Annotated in this window: 11 protein-coding genes; 7 read left to right on the forward strand and 4 right to left on the reverse strand. The window is 47.8% G+C overall.

Annotated features, from left to right (window positions below):
- Window positions 1–87 precede the first annotated feature (87 nt).
- The 5 genes from prfA (at window position 88) to ACNFVB_RS06965 (ending at window position 7,394) form a co-directional block, all read left to right on the forward strand.
- A complete protein-coding gene (gene prfA / locus ACNFVB_RS06945) occupies window positions 88–1,179 on the forward strand; it encodes a peptide chain release factor 1 (RefSeq protein WP_105245729.1) in 1,092 nt (363 codons plus the stop codon).
- 113 nt (window positions 1,180–1,292) lie between these two features.
- Complete coding sequence (gene lysS / locus ACNFVB_RS06950; protein ID WP_105245731.1) at window positions 1,293–2,831, forward strand: lysine--tRNA ligase; 1,539 nt, start codon at window positions 1,293–1,295, stop codon at window positions 2,829–2,831.
- Window positions 2,832–3,022: 191 nt separating this feature from the next.
- Complete coding sequence (locus tag ACNFVB_RS06955; RefSeq protein WP_430736990.1) at window positions 3,023–4,282, forward strand: hypothetical protein; 1,260 nt, start codon at window positions 3,023–3,025, stop codon at window positions 4,280–4,282.
- Between the two features lie 69 nt (window positions 4,283–4,351).
- A complete protein-coding gene (gene dnaX / locus ACNFVB_RS06960; RefSeq protein ID WP_430736991.1) occupies window positions 4,352–6,259 on the forward strand; it encodes a DNA polymerase III subunit gamma/tau in 1,908 nt (635 codons plus the stop codon).
- A 235-nt stretch (window positions 6,260–6,494) separates the two neighbouring features.
- Window positions 6,495–7,394 carry a LysR family transcriptional regulator gene (locus ACNFVB_RS06965; RefSeq protein ID WP_105245737.1) on the forward strand — a complete coding sequence of 300 codons (900 nt, stop codon included), beginning with the start codon at window positions 6,495–6,497 and terminating at the stop codon, window positions 7,392–7,394.
- Between the two features lie 110 nt (window positions 7,395–7,504).
- Here ACNFVB_RS06965 and ACNFVB_RS06970 read toward each other — a convergent pair whose 3' ends face one another.
- Together ACNFVB_RS06970 and ACNFVB_RS06975 are read right to left on the reverse strand one after the other, a co-directional pair.
- Window positions 7,505–8,686, reverse strand: a complete 1,182-nt coding sequence (locus ACNFVB_RS06970; protein ID WP_430736992.1) for an aspartate aminotransferase family protein — start codon at window positions 8,684–8,686, stop codon at window positions 7,505–7,507.
- Between the two features lie 42 nt (window positions 8,687–8,728).
- Window positions 8,729–8,944: a DNA gyrase inhibitor YacG gene (locus tag ACNFVB_RS06975; RefSeq protein ID WP_288995825.1), complete on the reverse strand. Its 216-nt coding sequence runs from the start codon at window positions 8,942–8,944 to the stop codon at window positions 8,729–8,731.
- Window positions 8,945–9,300: 356 nt separating this feature from the next.
- Here ACNFVB_RS06975 and ACNFVB_RS06980 point away from each other — a divergent pair, with 356 nt between their 5' ends.
- Window positions 9,301–9,978 carry a DUF938 domain-containing protein gene (locus ACNFVB_RS06980; protein WP_430736993.1) on the forward strand — a complete coding sequence of 226 codons (678 nt, stop codon included), beginning with the start codon at window positions 9,301–9,303 and terminating at the stop codon, window positions 9,976–9,978.
- A 140-nt stretch (window positions 9,979–10,118) separates the two neighbouring features.
- Here the strand turns inward: ACNFVB_RS06980 and ACNFVB_RS06985 are convergent, their stop codons facing one another.
- Both ACNFVB_RS06985 and purD read right to left on the reverse strand, forming a co-directional pair.
- On the reverse strand, window positions 10,119–11,513 hold the full coding sequence (locus ACNFVB_RS06985) for an ABC1 kinase family protein (RefSeq protein WP_430736994.1): 1,395 nt from the start codon (window positions 11,511–11,513) through the stop codon (window positions 10,119–10,121).
- Between the two features lie 286 nt (window positions 11,514–11,799).
- Window positions 11,800–13,137: a phosphoribosylamine--glycine ligase gene (gene purD, locus ACNFVB_RS06990; protein WP_430738486.1), complete on the reverse strand. Its 1,338-nt coding sequence runs from the start codon at window positions 13,135–13,137 to the stop codon at window positions 11,800–11,802.
- Window positions 13,138–13,576: 439 nt separating this feature from the next.
- Between purD and ACNFVB_RS06995 the strand changes: the two genes are divergently transcribed.
- Window positions 13,577–18,442, forward strand: coding sequence for an NAD-glutamate dehydrogenase (locus ACNFVB_RS06995; protein ID WP_430736995.1), 4,866 nt, complete (start codon window positions 13,577–13,579; stop codon window positions 18,440–18,442).
- The last annotated feature ends 7 nt before the right edge of the window (window positions 18,443–18,449 follow it).

Consider the following 18,449-nt stretch of genomic DNA (forward strand, 5'->3'; position numbering starts at 1 on the left):
AGGCAGATTGCTGACAGGTTTTAATTTAAACGGAAAAATTTGCTATAATCACTCTCTTATTCCCCTCATTTGATTAAAAGTCCTTTTATGAAAGAATCCTTACGCCTGCGTTTAGACCAGATGGTAGACCGTTATGAAGAGGTCACCGCCTTATTATCCGATCCTAGTGTCATCAGTGACAATAATAAATTTCGTGAGCTGTCTGTTGAGCATAGTGACTTGATGGATATCACCACGTTATGGCAGAACTATGGGCGTGCAGAAACCGATCAAGCAGATGCTGAGGCGATGCTGGCTGACGCCACTGATCCTGACATGAAAGAGATGCTGATCGATGAGATCGACAGTGCTCGTGAAACCATCGCTGAGATGGAAGAGGCGCTCAATGTCATGATGCTGCCCAAAGACCCGAATGATAAGGTACCAGCGTTTTTGGAGATTCGCGCTGGGACGGGCGGCGATGAAGCGGCGATTTTCTCTGGTGACTTGTTCCGCATGTACCAAAAGTATGCACAAAACCAAGGCTGGACTGTTGAGGTGCTATCGGCAAATGAGGGCGAGCACGGCGGCTACAAAGAAATCATCACCCGTGTCTCAGGCACCGGCGTCTATGGACGTCTAAAGTTTGAGTCAGGCGCGCATCGTGTCCAGCGTGTACCAGAAACAGAAAGTCAAGGCCGTGTCCACACCTCTGCGTGTACGGTGGCTGTCATGCCGGAAGTTGAGATTGATGATACAGTAGAGCTCAATCCTGCTGATATCAAGATGGATACGTATCGCTCAAGTGGCGCAGGTGGTCAGCACGTTAACACCACCGACTCAGCGGTGCGCTTGACGCACATACCGACAGGCGTGGTGGCAGAGTGTCAGCAAGAGCGTAGCCAGCACAAAAACCGCGCAAAAGCGATGCAAATGCTGATATCACGCATTCAGCAGGCCAAAGTACAAGCGCAGGTCGATACCGCAGATGAGATGCGTCGTGACCTCGTCGGTAGCGGCGATCGTAGTGAGCGTATCCGCACCTATAACTTCCCGCAAGGGCGTATGACCGACCACCGCATCAACCTAACTCTCTATAAGCTCGATTCAATCATGGAAGGCGATTTAGATGAGCTACTTGATGCGCTACTGCGTGAGCACCAAGCAGACTTGATGGCCAGTATCGGTGGCGGCGATTAATAGCCGCGCGTCGCAAAGATTGATAAGTACCATCTAAACGGGCAGTGTTCTTAGCTGCTCTACTATTATTTTTATGTTTTTTATTTCATTACCTAATCATTTTGAGAAGTATTATGTCAAAGCACAATAATCAAAACCAAGAGCAAGCGCCCACATTAGAAGAATCCAATGAGCTGATTGCCCAACTGCAAGCCAAGCTAGACGCTATCACAGAGTCGGGCAAGCCGGCGTATCCAAACACCTTTAAACGCACAGATTACGCCAAAGATTTGCAAACCGCCTTTGAAGGTATCTCAAAACAAGAAATCGAAGACAACGTCGCAAAAGGCGAAAAAACTCAGGTCAACGTGGCAGGACGCGTCATGTTGAACCGCGGCGCGTTTATTGTCATTCAAGATATGACGGGTCGTATTCAGCTATATGTCGCTCGTAAAGAGCTGGATCCAGAAACACTTGCCACCATCAAATCATTGGATTTGGGTGATATCGTTGGGGTGTCAGGCTATATCGGACGCTCGGGTAAAGGCGACTTATACGTCCATATCGAAGAGTTCACGTTATTGACCAAGTCGCTACGCCCGATGCCAAACAAATTCCATGGCCTCGCCGATGTAGAGGCGCGCTATCGCAATCGCCATCTTGACTTGATGACCAATGAGACCACACGCGATACCTTTATGGTTCGCAGTCAAGTGATCAGTGGTATTCGCAAGTTTATGCTGGGTGAGCGTTTTATGGAAGTAGAAACGCCGATGATGCATCCCATTCCAGGTGGCGCAGTGGCGCGTCCATTTGTGACCCATCATAACGCGCTAGATATGCCGTTATATTTACGCATTGCGCCTGAGCTTTATCTAAAGCGCTTAGTGGTCGGTGGTTTTGAAAAAGTGTTTGAGATCAACCGCAGCTTCCGTAATGAAGGGGTATCGACCCGTCATAACCCTGAATTCACCATGATTGAGTTTTATCAAGCCTATGCTGATTATCATGATTTGATGGATTTGACCGAGCGTTTATTTAACGAATTGGCAATGGATATCTTGGGTACCACAGAGCTTACTTACCAAGGAGAAGCCATCAGCCTAAAAGCGCCATTTGTGCGTCTGTCTATGTCTGATGCGATTGCCAAATACGCCGAAAACTTCGACATGTCACGCATCAATGATCGTGACTATCTGGCAGAGTATGTATCAACAACGCTCAAGCAACCAGTAAAAGACGTGTTTGGTGTGGGTAAACTACAAACCATTATCTTTGAAGAAACGGCCGAGCATCAGCTGCGCCAGCCAACCTTTATCACTGAGTACCCAGCTGAGACTTCACCGCTGGCGCGCCGCAGCGATGACAATCCAGAAATCACCGATCGCTTTGAGCTGTTCATCGGTGGCCGCGAATTGGCCAATGGCTTTAGTGAGCTTAACGACCCAGCAGACCAAGCAGAGCGTTTTCACGGTCAGGTCGCCGAAAAAGACGCGGGCGACGACGAAGCCATGCATTTCGATGAAGAATACATCGAAGCCTTGTCTTATGGCTTGCCACCGACTGCCGGTGAAGGTATCGGTATCGACCGTTTGGTGATGCTGTTTACAGATTCGGCGAGTATTCGTGATGTGATCTTGTTTCCGCACATGCGTCGCAAGCTAGAAAGCTAGAAAGCTAGAAAGCTAGAAAGCTTAATATATGCCGTGCGCTTAGCGGCCAAAAAACAAGCGAAAAGGGCTTTGCTTGCCATCAATCTGTACTGAGACTAAACTAAACATAAGCAGGTTTTTCTGCTTTTGTAAGTTTTTCTACTTTTAAGGAATAGGCTCAGAATTTTAGAGCGCACATTTATAGGGATATTATGGATACTCAGCAAGCTGCCTCTTCAATTTGGCAACAGATGGTTCAGCAAAGCTTTTTGTCACTGTATGAAACTGCAAACGATGACTCACCTACCTCTGATCAGTTTCAGGGGTATGATTTTGTCTTTGAGTTCTCTGACGCGCGTATTTATCTGCTGGTCAATGATGTCATGAGGCAAGCAAGTCAGCATGACATCGATAGCAGCCAAGTTCGCGAATGGCGAAAAGAAGTCGTCAATCAGCTGATCAGGCGTCATGCAGCGCTTTATCAAAAAAACGATAAATCTCTGACAAATAGCGATGTGCAGAGGGATAAAGCCGTGTACTTCATCGGTCTGACGTCGCTTGCAGTCCAGCACCATGCTGGCCGTGCAGAGGCACCGACTTATGCTATTGGCTATGAGTATGGCAGTCAGTTTTTTGCTGAAGACTGCGTGCTAGATTTGGATGATGAGCAAAGTGTCCTGCAGGTTTTTAGTTATCAAAACTTTATCGATATCTTGCGGCAACTGGTGACGCCAAGTGATTTGACCGCCTTTTTAGACTTTCATCGCCGTCAGTTGACGAGTTTTGAATCCTTTCAAGATGAGTCAACGCTGCTGGCGCAGTTTTTGCAGTCGCCAGATTTTCATCAAAGAGCCATCGCTGTACAAGAGCAATTGGTCAAGTATGAGCTGATTGACCAGATTGAGCCGCGCTTACTTAAGGCCACAGAGCCTGGGCAGATGGCTTTTGCGGCGGCTCTAATGGCAGAGATCCAAAAAAACACGGGCATGTGGTATAAGCTGTTTAATGATCTGATTAAAGACGCTTATGAAGCGCAGCACCCGCTACCAAAAGAACAGGTCGATACATTGGTTGATGAATCGATGTATACTTATGCGTGTTTGATAGAAAAAATCCTCGCTTATAGAACCATGGATCAAGACTCACGCTGGAATGGCTATGTCCGCCACGAGCACTCTTATAGGGTGTTTGGTCGTCATTATCTGATGGTGTTTTATGCCCAAGATCCTCATGGCTCGCTAAGCGCCGAGCAGGTGCGCGGTGCACATCAAGATCTGTTGGCGGAGCTCAATGCACAAATGCAAGCGCCTGTGATGGAAGATTTGTTTTTGATCGGTGTCGAGTTTAGACCCTGCGAGGACAGCGTAAACACTGAGGTACATTTGGATGCGTTTTATCAAAGTGGTGCGCTCATCGATGCAAACACTAAGCGCTTATACCAGCAGCTGGCACAGCTAAAAGCCCAGTTATAAATCAGGCGGGCTGTTGATCGCTGGGCGGATGCGCTATTTATCTTTGTATTATTCAAATTGGCATTTATTATGACGCAGCAATATCAAGTTTTAGCTCGCAAATATCGCCCAAAAAACTTTCATGAGTTGATTGGACAAACGCACGTCTCGCAAGCATTGATTAATGCGATAGATTACAATCGTCTGCATCACGCCTATCTGTTTACAGGAACGCGCGGGGTGGGTAAGACGACGATTGCGCGTATCTTATCAAAATGTTTGAACTGCGAGACGGGTGTGACGAGCACGCCTTGCGGTGTGTGTGATAACTGTGTGGCCATCGATCAGGGACGTTTTATTGACCTGATTGAGATTGATGCGGCCTCTCGTACCAAAGTCGAAGACACCCGTGAGCTATTGGACAATGTCCCTTATGCGCCAAGCCAAGGGCGCTACAAAGTGTACTTGATTGATGAAGTACACATGCTATCGACCCACAGTTTTAATGCCTTATTAAAAACACTAGAAGAGCCGCCCGAGCACGTCAAGTTTTTGCTGGCGACCACTGATCCACAAAAACTACCGATCACTATCATCTCACGCTGCTTGCAGTTTGTACTGCGTCCCTTGCCGCAGACGCTACTTAGTGAGCATTTGGCAAATATCTTGACCAAAGAGCATGTGGCTTATACCCAGCCTGCACTTTGGCAGTTGGCCAGTGCTGCCAAAGGCTCGGTACGCGATGCTTTGTCACTGACCGATCAGGCCATCGCTTTTGGTCAAGGTGGGCTTGATGATGCGACTGTTAATGCCATGCTTGGGTTAATTGATTCAGCTGACTTGGTTCGTCTTATCACCGATATCTATAACCATGATAAGCCTGCTGTCGCCGCCCACATTGAGCAGATGCGCACGCAGATGGTCGATGCAACCAGCATGTTTGATGGGCTCGCTGAGCTGTTGCATCAATTGGCTTTGAAGCAGCTGTTGCCTCAAGTGGCGCTCAACGTTAATGAAGTACAAGCACAAGATATTCATACCCTAGCGCAGCATATCAGCCCTGATGTGCTGCAGCTATACTATGAAATCGTTGTGCAAGCGCGTGAAGGGGTCAAGCTTGCAAGTACGCCCATGCAGGCGCTTGAGATGTGTCTACTGCGTCTACTGGCGTTTCGTCCGCTCGCAGCTGATGAGGTGCTGACAGAAACCCCTCCTACGCTGCCGCAGCCGCCTAGTGAGGTGAAAGATTCACCGACAGCTTCTACGGCTGAGTATAATGTTTCAGCAATACCGCTACCAGATGACGATGTAGATTATCAACATGATCTTAGTCAGCAATTGCCGTCAGCTGCTTATGATCCTGAACCGATCGTAGAGCCTGAACCAATTGCAGAGCCTGAACCAATTGCAGAGCCTGAACCAATTGCAGAGCCTGAACCAATTGCAGAGCCTGAACCAATTGCAGAGCCTGAACCAATTGCAGAGCCTGAACCAATTGCAGAGCCTGAACCAATTGCAGAGCCTGACGGAAATAATTCTCAATTGGCTATGACGGCGGATGATCCTCGCACGTTATTGCGTTGCCCACCACAGGAGCTGACTGGCGAGTGGACGCCAGACAAATGGGATTATTGGCTACAGACCGCTCGCGAGGCTGAGAGCTTGGCGCAAGACGAGCTAGCATTGGCGCGTCAGGGCATGATGACTGGGCTGTGTAATGGCAAATCGACCTTTGTGACCAGTGTGGACAGCCGCCATTTACAAGCCACCTTTCAACACTTAGCGGCAAAACTGCAGCAGCAGTTTGAGCAAGCCGAGATCGACCTAAAAATCGACAGCAGTGTCATGCAGGCTGAAGACAAAACCCCAGAGCGCCGTCAACAAAAGCGTATGGTGCAAGCAAAGTCACTGGCAGAAACCAAATTGCTTAACACCCCTGTGATGCAGTACCTACTCGAGCGCGGCGAAGGTAAAATGGGTAAGGTTCAGCTATACTAAACAGTCAAATTTTTTTTGTATTGAAACCGATTAACAGTCTATATGGCTACTAAACACGATTGCTATCCAAAAATATCAAGGCGATGATTGCTATCACCTTGATATTTTTGTTTTTATTAAGAGTGGTGCGTCATTTTAGATAAAAAAGGATGGTATTTAATCACTGTAAGGCACATTAAAATTCGTTATAATAGTTAAGCTATATTAAAAAACCAAATGCAGGTTAGGTGAGAATATGTTGGATAATTTACGCGGTATGGCTGTGTTCGCCAGTGTGGTTGAACATGGCTCCTTTAGTGGCTCAGCCCGTGAGCTTGGTATTACAACCAGTGCAGTCAGTCAGCAAATCCGCTCATTAGAAAACGAGCTGGGTGTGGTGTTATTGCACCGATCTACTCGAAAGCTTAGCTTAACAGAGGCAGGCGAGAGTTTTTATGAAGCGGCAAAAGATGTGGTCAGCGCGGCCGAGCAAGGGCGCATCAAAGTCAATCAATTGCGAGATGAGCTTGCTGGTAGCTTGCGAGTGGCGACCACCCCTGAGCTGGGCGTCAATCATATTTTGCCTGCGCTCTCGACGTGGATGGCCGCCCACGATGACTTGAGCATCACCTATTTGGCAGACAACCATTATATCGACATGATCGACGAGCGCATTGATATTGCGGTTCGTATGAGTCCAACCATCAATGACTCGAGCCTGAGTAGCCATCCATTGACTGATGTACGCCAGTTGCTGGTTGCCTCACCGCAGTATTTGCGTCAGCATGCCAAAATACAAAGCCCAAAAGACCTCAATGATCACCAGCTGATCTGTATCGAAATCATGAAAGACGCCAATCAAATTGATCTGGTTCAGACAGAAACGGGCAAAAAAACCCGCATAAAAATGAACTCTCGTATCTATACCAATAACGTTTTTATGGCGACGACATTGGCCAAAGAAGGCCACGGTCTGGTGCGAATGCTGGAGATGGATGTTAAAAAAGAGCTAGAGAGCGGTGAGTTGGTAGAGGTATTGACCGGTTATCAGCTGCCAAGCTTTGTGCTATATGCCGTTACTTTAAATCGCGAACAGCAGCCCGCAAAAATAACCCGTTGCCTTGAAGTATTAAAGAAGTATTTTCATGCCAACTAAAGCGCGATGCATCATCAGTGCGATGATGGCTTTAGCATAAAAAAGAGCCTATAGGTTTCGATTATCTATAGGCTCTTTTTTTACATGTCACAGTCAATTACTTTATCGCTTTACCATGAGGTCTTTAATAGCTCAATCAAACGATCAGCGACCTGTGCACTCTCATCACGTCTCATATTTAGTGGCGGTAATAAGCGTATCACGTGGCCACCCGTGACGTTGATGATAAGCTTTTGCTCATCGCGTGCACGATCCACCAGCTGAGTACAGTCCATGTCCTCAGGTAACACGACACCGATCATCATACCTGCGCCGCGCGCACTGACGCCATACTGTCCTAGTGCATCGACTAGCGTCTCACGGATGAATTGCCCTTCGGTGACGGCATTATTCATGATGTCAGTATTGGCGAGTACATCATAAACACTATGCACCACACGACTTGCCAGCGGCGTACCGCCATAAGTTGAGCCATGGCTGCCCGCGCCAAACAGCCCATTGGCACGACCACGTACCATACAAGCACCTACAGGAAAGCCATTTCCCAAGCCTTTTGCCGTTGTCAAAACATCAGGGCGGGCATTGCTGTGCTGATAAGCGAAGTATTTGCCAGTACGGCCATTACCGGTTTGTACTTCATCGAGCATAAACAGCCAGTTGTGAACGTCACATTCAGCCTGTAGTGCTTCTAAATAACCAAAGCCATTTGCGGCGGTATTTAGACCACCTTCTCCTTGAATAGGCTCTACCAAGATAGCGCAAATCTCATCGTATTTTTGCGCGGCTTGTTTGATGGCTTCAATATCGCCAAAGGGCACACGGATAAAATCTTCATCTAGAGTGTAAAATCCTTCGCGAGCTTTTGGGTTGGCGGTGGCTGACAACGATAGCAATGTGCGGCCATGAAACGACTGTTCCATGACGATGACTTTTGGACGGGCAAAACCTTGCTGGTGGGCGTATAAGCGTGCAAGCTTTAAAGCGGCTTCGTTTGCTTCAGCACCGCTATTGGCAAAAAACACACTGTCCATCTGCGCGGCGGTGCATAGCGCTTCTCCAGCGCGCTCTTGCCAATCGATACCAAATAAGTTGCTGGTATGAACCAAAGTCGCGGCTTGCTGCTGAATGGCGTCTGTCACTTGTGGATGGCAATGCCCTAGGCCACAAACGGCAATGCCCGTTAGCGCATCTAAATACGGGGTATCGTCTTTGGTATACAGCCAACTGCCTGAACCACGAGTAAAGCTGATTGGTTGACGGTTATAAGTGGGCATCAGGTAAGTTGCAGACATAGTAAACATCCTTAAGATGATAAGTGAGTAAAAAAGTAAGTGTTAGAGCTCGTCAGAAAAAGGCGTAGTTTCTGCAGGTAAGGTGTATTCTTCGTTTGCCCAAGCGCCTAGGTCGATCAGTTTGCATCGACTGCTACAAAATGGCTTGTACTTATTGTCTTGCCAAGCGGTCTGCGTGCCGCAGCGGGGGCAAGGATAAGTCTTGGGAGGCGCACTTGGATTACTTGAATTGGCTGGGTTGGAGGTTGAGTGGGTCATAGTCGGTATACATGCATCCTTAAATTTATGATTGTCAGCTTGGCAAGCGTATGGATCAGTCATCAGCTGATTGAGGTCAATCTAATGCTACCAACATGCGCCCTCAGTCTGCCGAGTAAACAACAAATAGTAAAGAACTTCTAAATATTTGCCAGACCAGATAGCATGAAGGTATCAGTGCTATTTGTTTGATGGTTATCTATCTCAGTTTTATCGATTTTTTGATAAGAAGACATTCCCAAAACAGGGAGGTGGGAAGCATGACTTGCCAGCGTTATATTACTATTGTCGCGGATTGACTATATAATAGCATGTGGCCGAATAATGGCAAAAGACAAATGCTTTAAGGATAGTAGATGACCGAACATATCGAGCTTACGCACCGACAGCAGCGTGCCTTTCAACCAAACAAGCTCTCAGCACCGCGCAGCTTTTGTATTCCTCCAATCATACAACAAACAACAACCCCTGCGCCCTTACTCTTAGAGATTGGAGCGGGGAAGGGCAAGCATGCGCTCAGCTTTGCCGCCGAGCACCCAGACCAGCACTTGATTGCCATTGAGCGTACGCGCAACAAATTCGATGCTTTTGCAAAACTGGCCGAGCGCCAAGCGCTGCCGAACCTAGATGCGATACATGCTGATGCGATCGCCTGGATTGTCCATGCGATAGAGCCGAATAGTATCGCCAAGATATTTATTCTGTACCCCAATCCTGAGCAGCATAACCTCAATCAGCAGTGGTTAAACATGCCGTTTTTTGAGTTTTTATTATCACGTTTGCAGGTAGGTGGAGAGATCATATTGGCCACCAATATTGAGAGCTATATGGATAATGCTGAGCAGCAGGCGACGAAAGTATGGTGCTTACCCAATGAGCGCTACAAGGTACCACAAGATAGCCAGCGTACCCACTTCGAAGTCAAGTATCTGGCGCGCGGTGAGATATGCTGGGAGCTCTGTATGCGTAAGCCTGCCGGCTACAATACCAGATTTGATCAATGGCGAGCGAATCTAAGTACTCATAAAAGTTAAGAATAAATAGCCTAAGTAAAAATAGAGGGCAAAGCTTGCATAAACCTACAAGGCTAAATAAACTATATAAAATAGCCTAAGCAAAAAAATTAAAAAAATAAAACCGCCTCTAAAAGAAGGCGGTCAAAAAATCGCTAAAATTATAAATAAGGCTTTACCAATTTATCAGAATCAGTATAAGCATCTAATACTGTCAAAAATGTATAGGCACCAATAAACTTACGACTGATAAACATAAACTCTTTTGGCGGTAAATTAAATTCAAAAGACTGCATGGCACGGCTAGCCTTTGATGAGAGGCGAGAATGCAGCTTACTATTTGCCCAGATATAGCGGTTGTCAGCATCTAGACATTCCGCTGGAATATCAGGGTTGGTCGCAGGATTGCTAAAGGGTTCGGTGGCTAATAAGAATAGGGCAGCAATATCAGATTTGACCTTTTGACTCATACTATCAAAGAAGTCATAACCAGTCATGGCTCGCATCATGGCCTGATGATCATGGTAATAGCCAGCTTTTAGTAAACCATGGGCGATGGTCAAAAGATGGTTGTCAAACTGACGTATCGCGCCAAAATCTAATAACACCAATTTGTCGATATCGTCTTCGTTTTCACTAACGCGTACCAGATAGTTGCCAAAATTAGGATCTGTCTGCATCTCGCCCCAAACAAAAATCTCTTTCATCATGATTTCGATAGCGGCTTGACCAATGGCGTTACGGCGCTGATGCGACAACTGTTGCAGCGATGTAGAAACCACTGTGATACCTGGCTCATAGGACATGCACAGCAGACGTTTTTTAGAATACGTGCGATTGATTTTGGGTACGATATAACGTGGATCATCTTTTAGACGCTCATAAAAACGCTCTGTCGTGGCCGCTTCTGCTTCGTAATCTACCTCATGATGGAGTAGGTCGCGTATCTCCTCAAACCAAGCATCAAGCGCTCGCGTTTGCGGCACGATGTTACTAACCTTTAATAACTGTTTAAACAAAGCCAAGTCTGAGTTGATGGCATCCGCGACGCCTGGATACTGGACTTTTAGCACGACTTGCTCACCTGTGGCAATAACGGTAGCACGATGTACTTGAGCCAAAGACGCTGTACCGATAGGGGTCGGATCAATCGTCAGCTCGTTTATTTTATCGCCTAACAATGTATGAAGCGTTTGCTCAATCGTTGGCCATGATAGCGTGGCGGTATCATCATTGAGCGTTTGCAGCGCACGCGTAATCTCGGGAGGCAGTATGTGCTCACCATATATTGCGAGCATCTGACCGATTTTGACCACGGAGCCTTTTAGTTTGCCAAGCTCGTTAGCAAGATAGTTTGCTTGTGTCTCCATAAAGGCTTGGTTGCGTGCGGTGCGTGCTTCTTTATTTAAAAACATACCAGACACGCTGTTGCCCGCCCAACGACGCCCAATATTTAAGGAGGTTTTGGCAATCGACATCCGGCGCTCAAACCCTGAGGTTTTTAGGTTATCGATAGAGTGCTTGGTACTAGAGGGTTTAGACGTATCGTGTGCCATAAATATAATCATTCATCCGGTTGCTATTGATTTGCGGGCATAAAACCTACAATACAAGGGAGATGCGATGGTCGGTACAAAATTGTATCATAGAAACCGCCTTGGGTTGATGAGGCGATGCGCTCTGATAGCAGTTACTTTGTAAGCTCAGTACATGAAGCTAGTCATCACAGATGCAGCATAAAGAAAATCAGATCTAGCATGACACTAGATCTGATCAGAGTTGCGATAATAAGCTAAAACATTAAATGGGGTAGGCTAAAGTTGGCCCGTATTTATCACCATTTTATGAGCGGCTGTTTTCGCGAGCGATAGCATGATGACCAATATCACGGCGATACTGCGCCCCATCAAAACTAATCGCACCAGTCACTGCCAACGCCGCTTGTTGCGCGTCCGAAATGCTATCTGCCAAGGCAGTCACGCATAGGACGCGGCCACCGTTGGTCACGACTTCTTTTTGATGATTGGCGTTTTGATCTTGCGCCTCTGCGTCAGAAAACGCGGTGCCAGCATGGAAGACTTTGACTGAGTTGGCATTGTCGGTATCAAGCTTTGGCAAGCCTGCAATGATATCGCCTTTCGATGAGCTTTCAGGATAGCCTTTAGAGGCAATGACGATACCAAGGGCAGGGCGCGCGTCCCATTTGGCAGCACTCGGCAGCTGACCTGCCAGCCCTTGCGCGACCAAGTCGACCATTGATGACTGCAGGCGCATCAAGATTGGCTGAGTTTCTGGATCACCAAAACGGCAGTTGAACTCGATAACATAAGGGTCGCCTGATTTATCAATCATCAGACCTGCATATAAAAATCCGGTATAAGGATGACCTGCAGCTTTCATGGCATCAACCACAGGTTGAATCACTTTTGCCATCACTTTATCATGCACCGCTTGGGTGACGACGGGGGCAGGAGAATATGCGCCCATGCCGCCAGTGTTGGGGCCTGTGTCACCTTCATAGGCGCGTTTGTGATCTTGGCTGGTCGCCATAGGCAAGATGTTGTCACCATCAATCATACAAATAAAGCTGGCTTCTTCGCCCTGCAAAAACTGCTCAATGACCACGCGGCTGCCAGCATCGCCAAACTTGTTGCCTGCCAGCATATCATCGATGGCTTCGTAGGCTTGTTTGATCGTCTCTGCTACGATAACGCCTTTGCCTGCGGCCAGACCGTCTGCTTTAATAACAATCGGCGCGCCTTGCTCATCGACATAAGCTTTGGCAGCAGCGGCATCGGTAAAGCCTTGATAGGCGGCAGTTGGGATGTTGTTTTGCGCCATAAATTCTTTGGCAAAGGTTTTTGAGCCTTCTAGCTGCGCGCAATATGCCGTCGGCCCCCACGCTTTGATACCAGCATCGCGGCAAGCATCGACGATGCCTGAGACCAGCGGTGCCTCGGGCCCAACGATGACCATATCGATGGCGTTGGCTTGACAAAACTCAATCACACCGCTGTGCTCGCCATCGGTGTCATTTAATATGACATTTTGGCATTTGGGCTCTAGAGCAGTACCTGCATTACCTGGTGCGATATAGACATTTTTGACAGTGTCGTCTTTTGCACATTGCCATGCCAGCGCATGCTCGCGGCCACCTGAACCAATCACCAAAATATTCATCATACATTTTGCCCTTAGTATTATTGCCTTTAGTATTCGCCGTATTCAGCAAGAAATGTGAACCATTGACGCACTGTTAAATATACTGCCGTATTCTAACAAAAAAAGCGCAGCGATTGCCATGAGTATCCGCCCGCCAGCCTATATTGCACCATCTGAGTCTAAAACCACTGACTGTTTCATTAGTAAAGGTTATCGACATCGCGCTGATTCATGAAATGATGTTGTACGCTTTAGCTGACGCCTGAGGTGCGTTAAACTGCCATAGATTAACGGTGTTAAGGCTGACTGGCTATATGTTTTTTAACAGACGCATCAAAAATAGAAAATGCACACGAATCAGATATAAAAAACGATAGCGTTATGGACAGCGAAATAGCACAGATTAATAAACTCAATAAATATCAGTATGTTACATATATAAAAAAGGACAAAGGACATGCCAAACTCTCTGAATATCGCCGAAGAGCGAATCAGCCAGATAAGCGATATCGCCACCAGTTATGTACAAAAGGATAAATCGTCATTCGATCGCTTTATTCATAGCTATTATCAGCCGCTCCATCAAGAGACGGCGAAGGATATCAGCAATGCTGACTTAGCTGGCATGGCACTTCATCACTTTACTTTGCTCAAGGCTTATGATGGCAGCAAGCCGCAATTGTCGGTGCTCAACCCAAAGGCCGAAGAGCAGCATTTTCATAGCTCACATACCGTCATTCAAATCGTCGCCTATGATCGCCCGTTTTTGGTCGATACGATTTTGATGAGTCTAGAGTCCGAAGGTATCGATGTTCATCGCACGTACAACATCATTATCAATGTTGAGCGCGACGCTGAGGGAAATCTCACTCACATTCATAACGCGCATGAAAGCGCCACCTCGCACCTATCGATGATTCATTGCGAAATCGCCTATCAGGACAGTGAAGACTTGGCCGCCCTCCAGCAAATGCTACTAAATAAAATCGACACACTCGATACAGTCGTTGGCGACTGGAAACAAATGCGTGCGCAATTGATGGAAGTCAAAAATGAGCTGGCTTGCAAGCCCTTGCCGGAGGTGTTTTATTCTCAGCAAGAGATTCAGGCGTTTTTAGAATGGATATTGGACGATCATTTCATCTTTTTGGGCTACCGCGAGTATCGTCTGGAGGGCGGGCAAGCCATCGAGGTAGATAGTGTCGATAATAAGGACAACGTCAATTCTCATGATAAGCCTGCGGACTTAGATTTGTTTGCGATCGGCAATAGTGGCCTTGGGCTACTGCGCGGCGCGGAGGAAGACAAGCTATCAGAAAGCTTTAGCCAACTGCCCACCGTCCTAAAGCAGCTACTGACCGAGCCGCGCGTCTTGATGCTGTCCAAATCAAGCCGCGTCTCGCCTGTACATCGCCCTGTTTATATGGACTTTTTGGGTATTCATAAGTTCGATGACAGCGGCAAGCTGGTCGGTGAATATCGCTTTATTGGGCTACTGACCTCACAAGCCTATCAGCTCACTGTGCAGCAAATACCGCTACTGCGCGAAAAAGCCAATAAAATCATGGCAATGGCGGATCTACCGCGCGATGGTCACGCCCATCACAAAATGATGCATGTCATCAACACCTTGCCTCGCGATGATCTGTTTCAAGCCAGCGTAGAAGAGCTCTATCCTATCGTCTCTGGCATCAGTCAGCTACAAGACAAAAAAAGCCTGCGCTTATTTAGCCGCGTCGATCATTATCAGCGTTTTGTCTCCTGTTTGGTCTATATCCCGCGCGATAAGTTCAACACTGAGCTGCGTATCAAGGTACAAAACGTATTAAAAGAAGCTTATGGCGGCACATCATCTGGCTTTACCACGGAATTCAACGAATCGGCCCATGCCCGCGTACACGTCCATGTGCGCACCGTGCCAGGTCAAGTAAAAGAGGTCAATACCGCCGCGCTTGAAGACAAGCTCTCAGCGCTGATGCAATCTTGGAGCGACAATTACCAAAAAATGCTGCTAGATAATGTCGGCGAGCAGCAGGCCAATGCCTTAAACCGCCGTTTTATGAGTCATATCCCAGCTGCGTATCAAGAGCGTTTTGATGCGCACACTGGTGTGGAGGACATCAAACGCTTGTCAGGCTTGAGTGATGAGCAGCCGATGATTTGGCACCTATACCAATCAACAGGCGACGCTAGTAATCAGCTACACTTAAAGCTCTACGGCCGCGAGCAGCCAGTTATTTTATCAAAAGTACTGCCTATCCTTGAGAACTTTGGGGTGTCGGTGATATCGGCGCAGACATATGAATTTGACTTGCCAGAGCAGCCCATCTGGATGCAAGAGTATGAGCTTATGCTCGAACACGTGGATGCAGTCAATATGCAAGTGGTGCGCGGTCAGTTTGAGGACAGCCTTAAGCAGATTTGGGCAGGGCTGGTCGAGAGTGATTCGTTTAACGAGCTGGTGCTCACGACCAAGCTAGATACCTTTGATGTGGTGGTGCTGCGCGCCTTATCACGCTATATGGTACAAGCTCGTGCGCCGTTCTCTAGTACCTATATCCAGCAAACGGTGGTCAAAAACAGTGATATCAGTGTGGCACTCGGTAGCCTGTTTGATGCACGCATGAACCCCAAGCATGATGATGAGAATCGTGCCAAAAAAACCGCTGAAATCGAAGAGCAGATCTTATCAGCGCTGGCAGATGTAGATAGCCTCGATGAAGACCGTATTTTGCGTTGGTATTTGGATCTCATCAAAGCCATGGTACGTACTAACTTTTATCAAACCGATAGCGAGGGTCAGCGTAAAGATCGCTTGTCGTTTAAGTTTTTGGCAGCCGATATCCCCAATCTGCCCAAACCCAAGCCCATGTTTGAAATATTTGTTTATTCGCCGCGCGTAGAAGCGGTGCATCTGCGCGGCGGTAAAGTGGCACGCGGCGGTCTGCGCTGGTCAGATCGTATGGAAGATTTTCGTACCGAAGTGCTCGGCTTGGTCAAAGCGCAGATGGTCAAAAACGCGGTGATCGTTCCTGTCGGCTCCAAAGGTGGTTTTATCGTCAAAACCAAAACCATGGCTGATGGCCGCGATGCCTTCCAAGCAGAAGGGATTGCCTGCTATCAGACATTCCTGCGCGGTATGCTTGATGTCACCGACAATATCGTCGATGGACAGATCGTCCCGCCAGCCAACACCGTGCGTCATGACGAAGATGATGCGTACTTGGTCGTCGCCGCTGACAAAGGCACAGCAAGTTTTTCTGATATTGCAAACAGCATAGCAAGCGAGTATAACTTTTGGCTTGATGATGCCTTTGCCTCTGGTGGCTCGGTTGGGTATGATCACAAAGCCATGGGTATCACTGCCCGCGGCGGCTGGGAGTCGGTCAAGCGTCACTTCCGTATGCGCGGCATGGATATCCAAAACCGCGATGACTTTACTGTGGTCGGTATCGGTGATATGAGCGGTGATGTATTCGGTAACGGCATGCTCAGATCCACTCATACTAAGCTGGTCGCCGCCTTTAACCATTTGCATATCTTTATCGACCCCAACCCAGACACTGCGACGTCGTTTGCAGAGCGTGAGCGCTTGTTTGAGATGCCGCGCTCGACGTGGGATGATTATGACAAATCGCTTATTAGCCAAGGTGGTGGCGTGTTTTCGCGTACCGATAAGAGCATCCCTATCAGTGCTGAGATGAAAGCGCTGTTTGATATCAGCGAAGATAGCTTGGCGCCCAATGAGCTGATCAGCGCATTACTAAAGTCGCCTGTCGATCTAATCTGGAACGGCGGTATCGGTACCTATGTCAAAAGTGAAAACGAAACGCACGCCGATGTCGGCGACCGCGCCAATGATGCTGTTCGGGTCAATGGTGGTGAGCTGCGCACGGCGGTGGTCGGTGAGGGCGGCAACTTAGGCTTTACCCAGCAAGGACGTATCGAGTACGCACAGACGGGCGGCCGCATCTACACCGATGCGATCGACAACTCAGGCGGGGTCAACTGCTCAGACCATGAAGTCAATATCAAAATATTGCTTGGCAAAGTCGTTGAGCAAGGTGATATGACCTTAAAGCAGCGTAATGAGCTGCTAGAGTCCATGACGGATACCGTGGCCGAGCTGGTACTGCGCCAAAACTACCTACAGCCACAGGCGATTGAGCTCAGTCATATCCGTGCAGCCGCCAACTTAAGTGATCATCAGCGGTTTATTCAAATGCTAGAGGGCGAAGGTCGTTTGGACCGCGCTATTGAGTATTTACCATCGGATGAAGAGATTGTTAAACGCCAAAAAGCTGGGGTAGGCCTTACCAATCCTGAGCTGGCGGTCGTCTTAGCGTATGGAAAAATGTGGGTATATGACAACTTGCTATTGTCTGATTTGCCAGATGAGCCATATTTTATCAATGAGCTACGCAAATACTTCCCTGATGAGCTGGCGACGCGTTTCTTTGATGAGATGACCCAACACCGCTTGCACCGTGAGATCATCAGCACCTACCTGACCAATAGTGTGGTCAACCGGTTGGGTATCGAGGCGCTATTCCGCCTGTATGAAGAGACGGGGCAGTCACTGGCAACCATCGTGCGCGGTTACGCCATCAGCCGTGATGTCTTTAATATCTCCAAAGCATGGAAAACGCTTGAAGTGTTAGACAATCAAGTGGACGCCACGTTGCTATTAAATCTAGAGCTGCGTCTGCGTGATGCACTAGAGCATGGCGTGGTCTGGTTTATCAATGCCTTTGGTCAGGACTTACAAGTCGCTGATATGATTGGCCGCTTTAGCGACAGTGTGGAAAAACTGACCAAATCTGGCGGGTTTATTGAGCAGCAATTTGCCGAGTATTTGCAAGAAGATGCCACAAGCTTGATGCAAGAAGATTTGGCCGAAAATGATGCGACGATGTTTGCGATGTTGCCATATCACGTGGATGCGCTAGATGCAGCATTGCTCGCTGAGCAATATGATCGCCCTGTCGATGAAATCGCCACATTGTACTTTGAGGCGTATCATGTCTTGCAGCTCGATTGGATGATGGATAATATCGCCACCTTACCACAGCAAAACTATTGGGATCGCCGCGCGCGTCATGCGTTAGTCAATGAGCTGTCACGCAGCTTGCGTATGCTGATGGACGCGATACTCTCAAAACCAGATGCCAAGCAAGCCTTTAGTGAATGGCGCTCGCGTCATCTAGATCAATTGGCAGCAACTGAGGCTGAAATGGATAAGCTTGACGCCATCGATGGTGAGATTGGTTTATCGACATTGTCCGTGCTGATGAGCGAGTTGAGTAGTTTGGTGACAAAATAGGCAATTT

It is taken from the genome of Psychrobacter sp. VH5, assembly GCF_050572635.1.
GTDB classification, from domain to species: Bacteria; Pseudomonadota; Gammaproteobacteria; order Pseudomonadales; family Moraxellaceae; genus Psychrobacter; species Psychrobacter celer.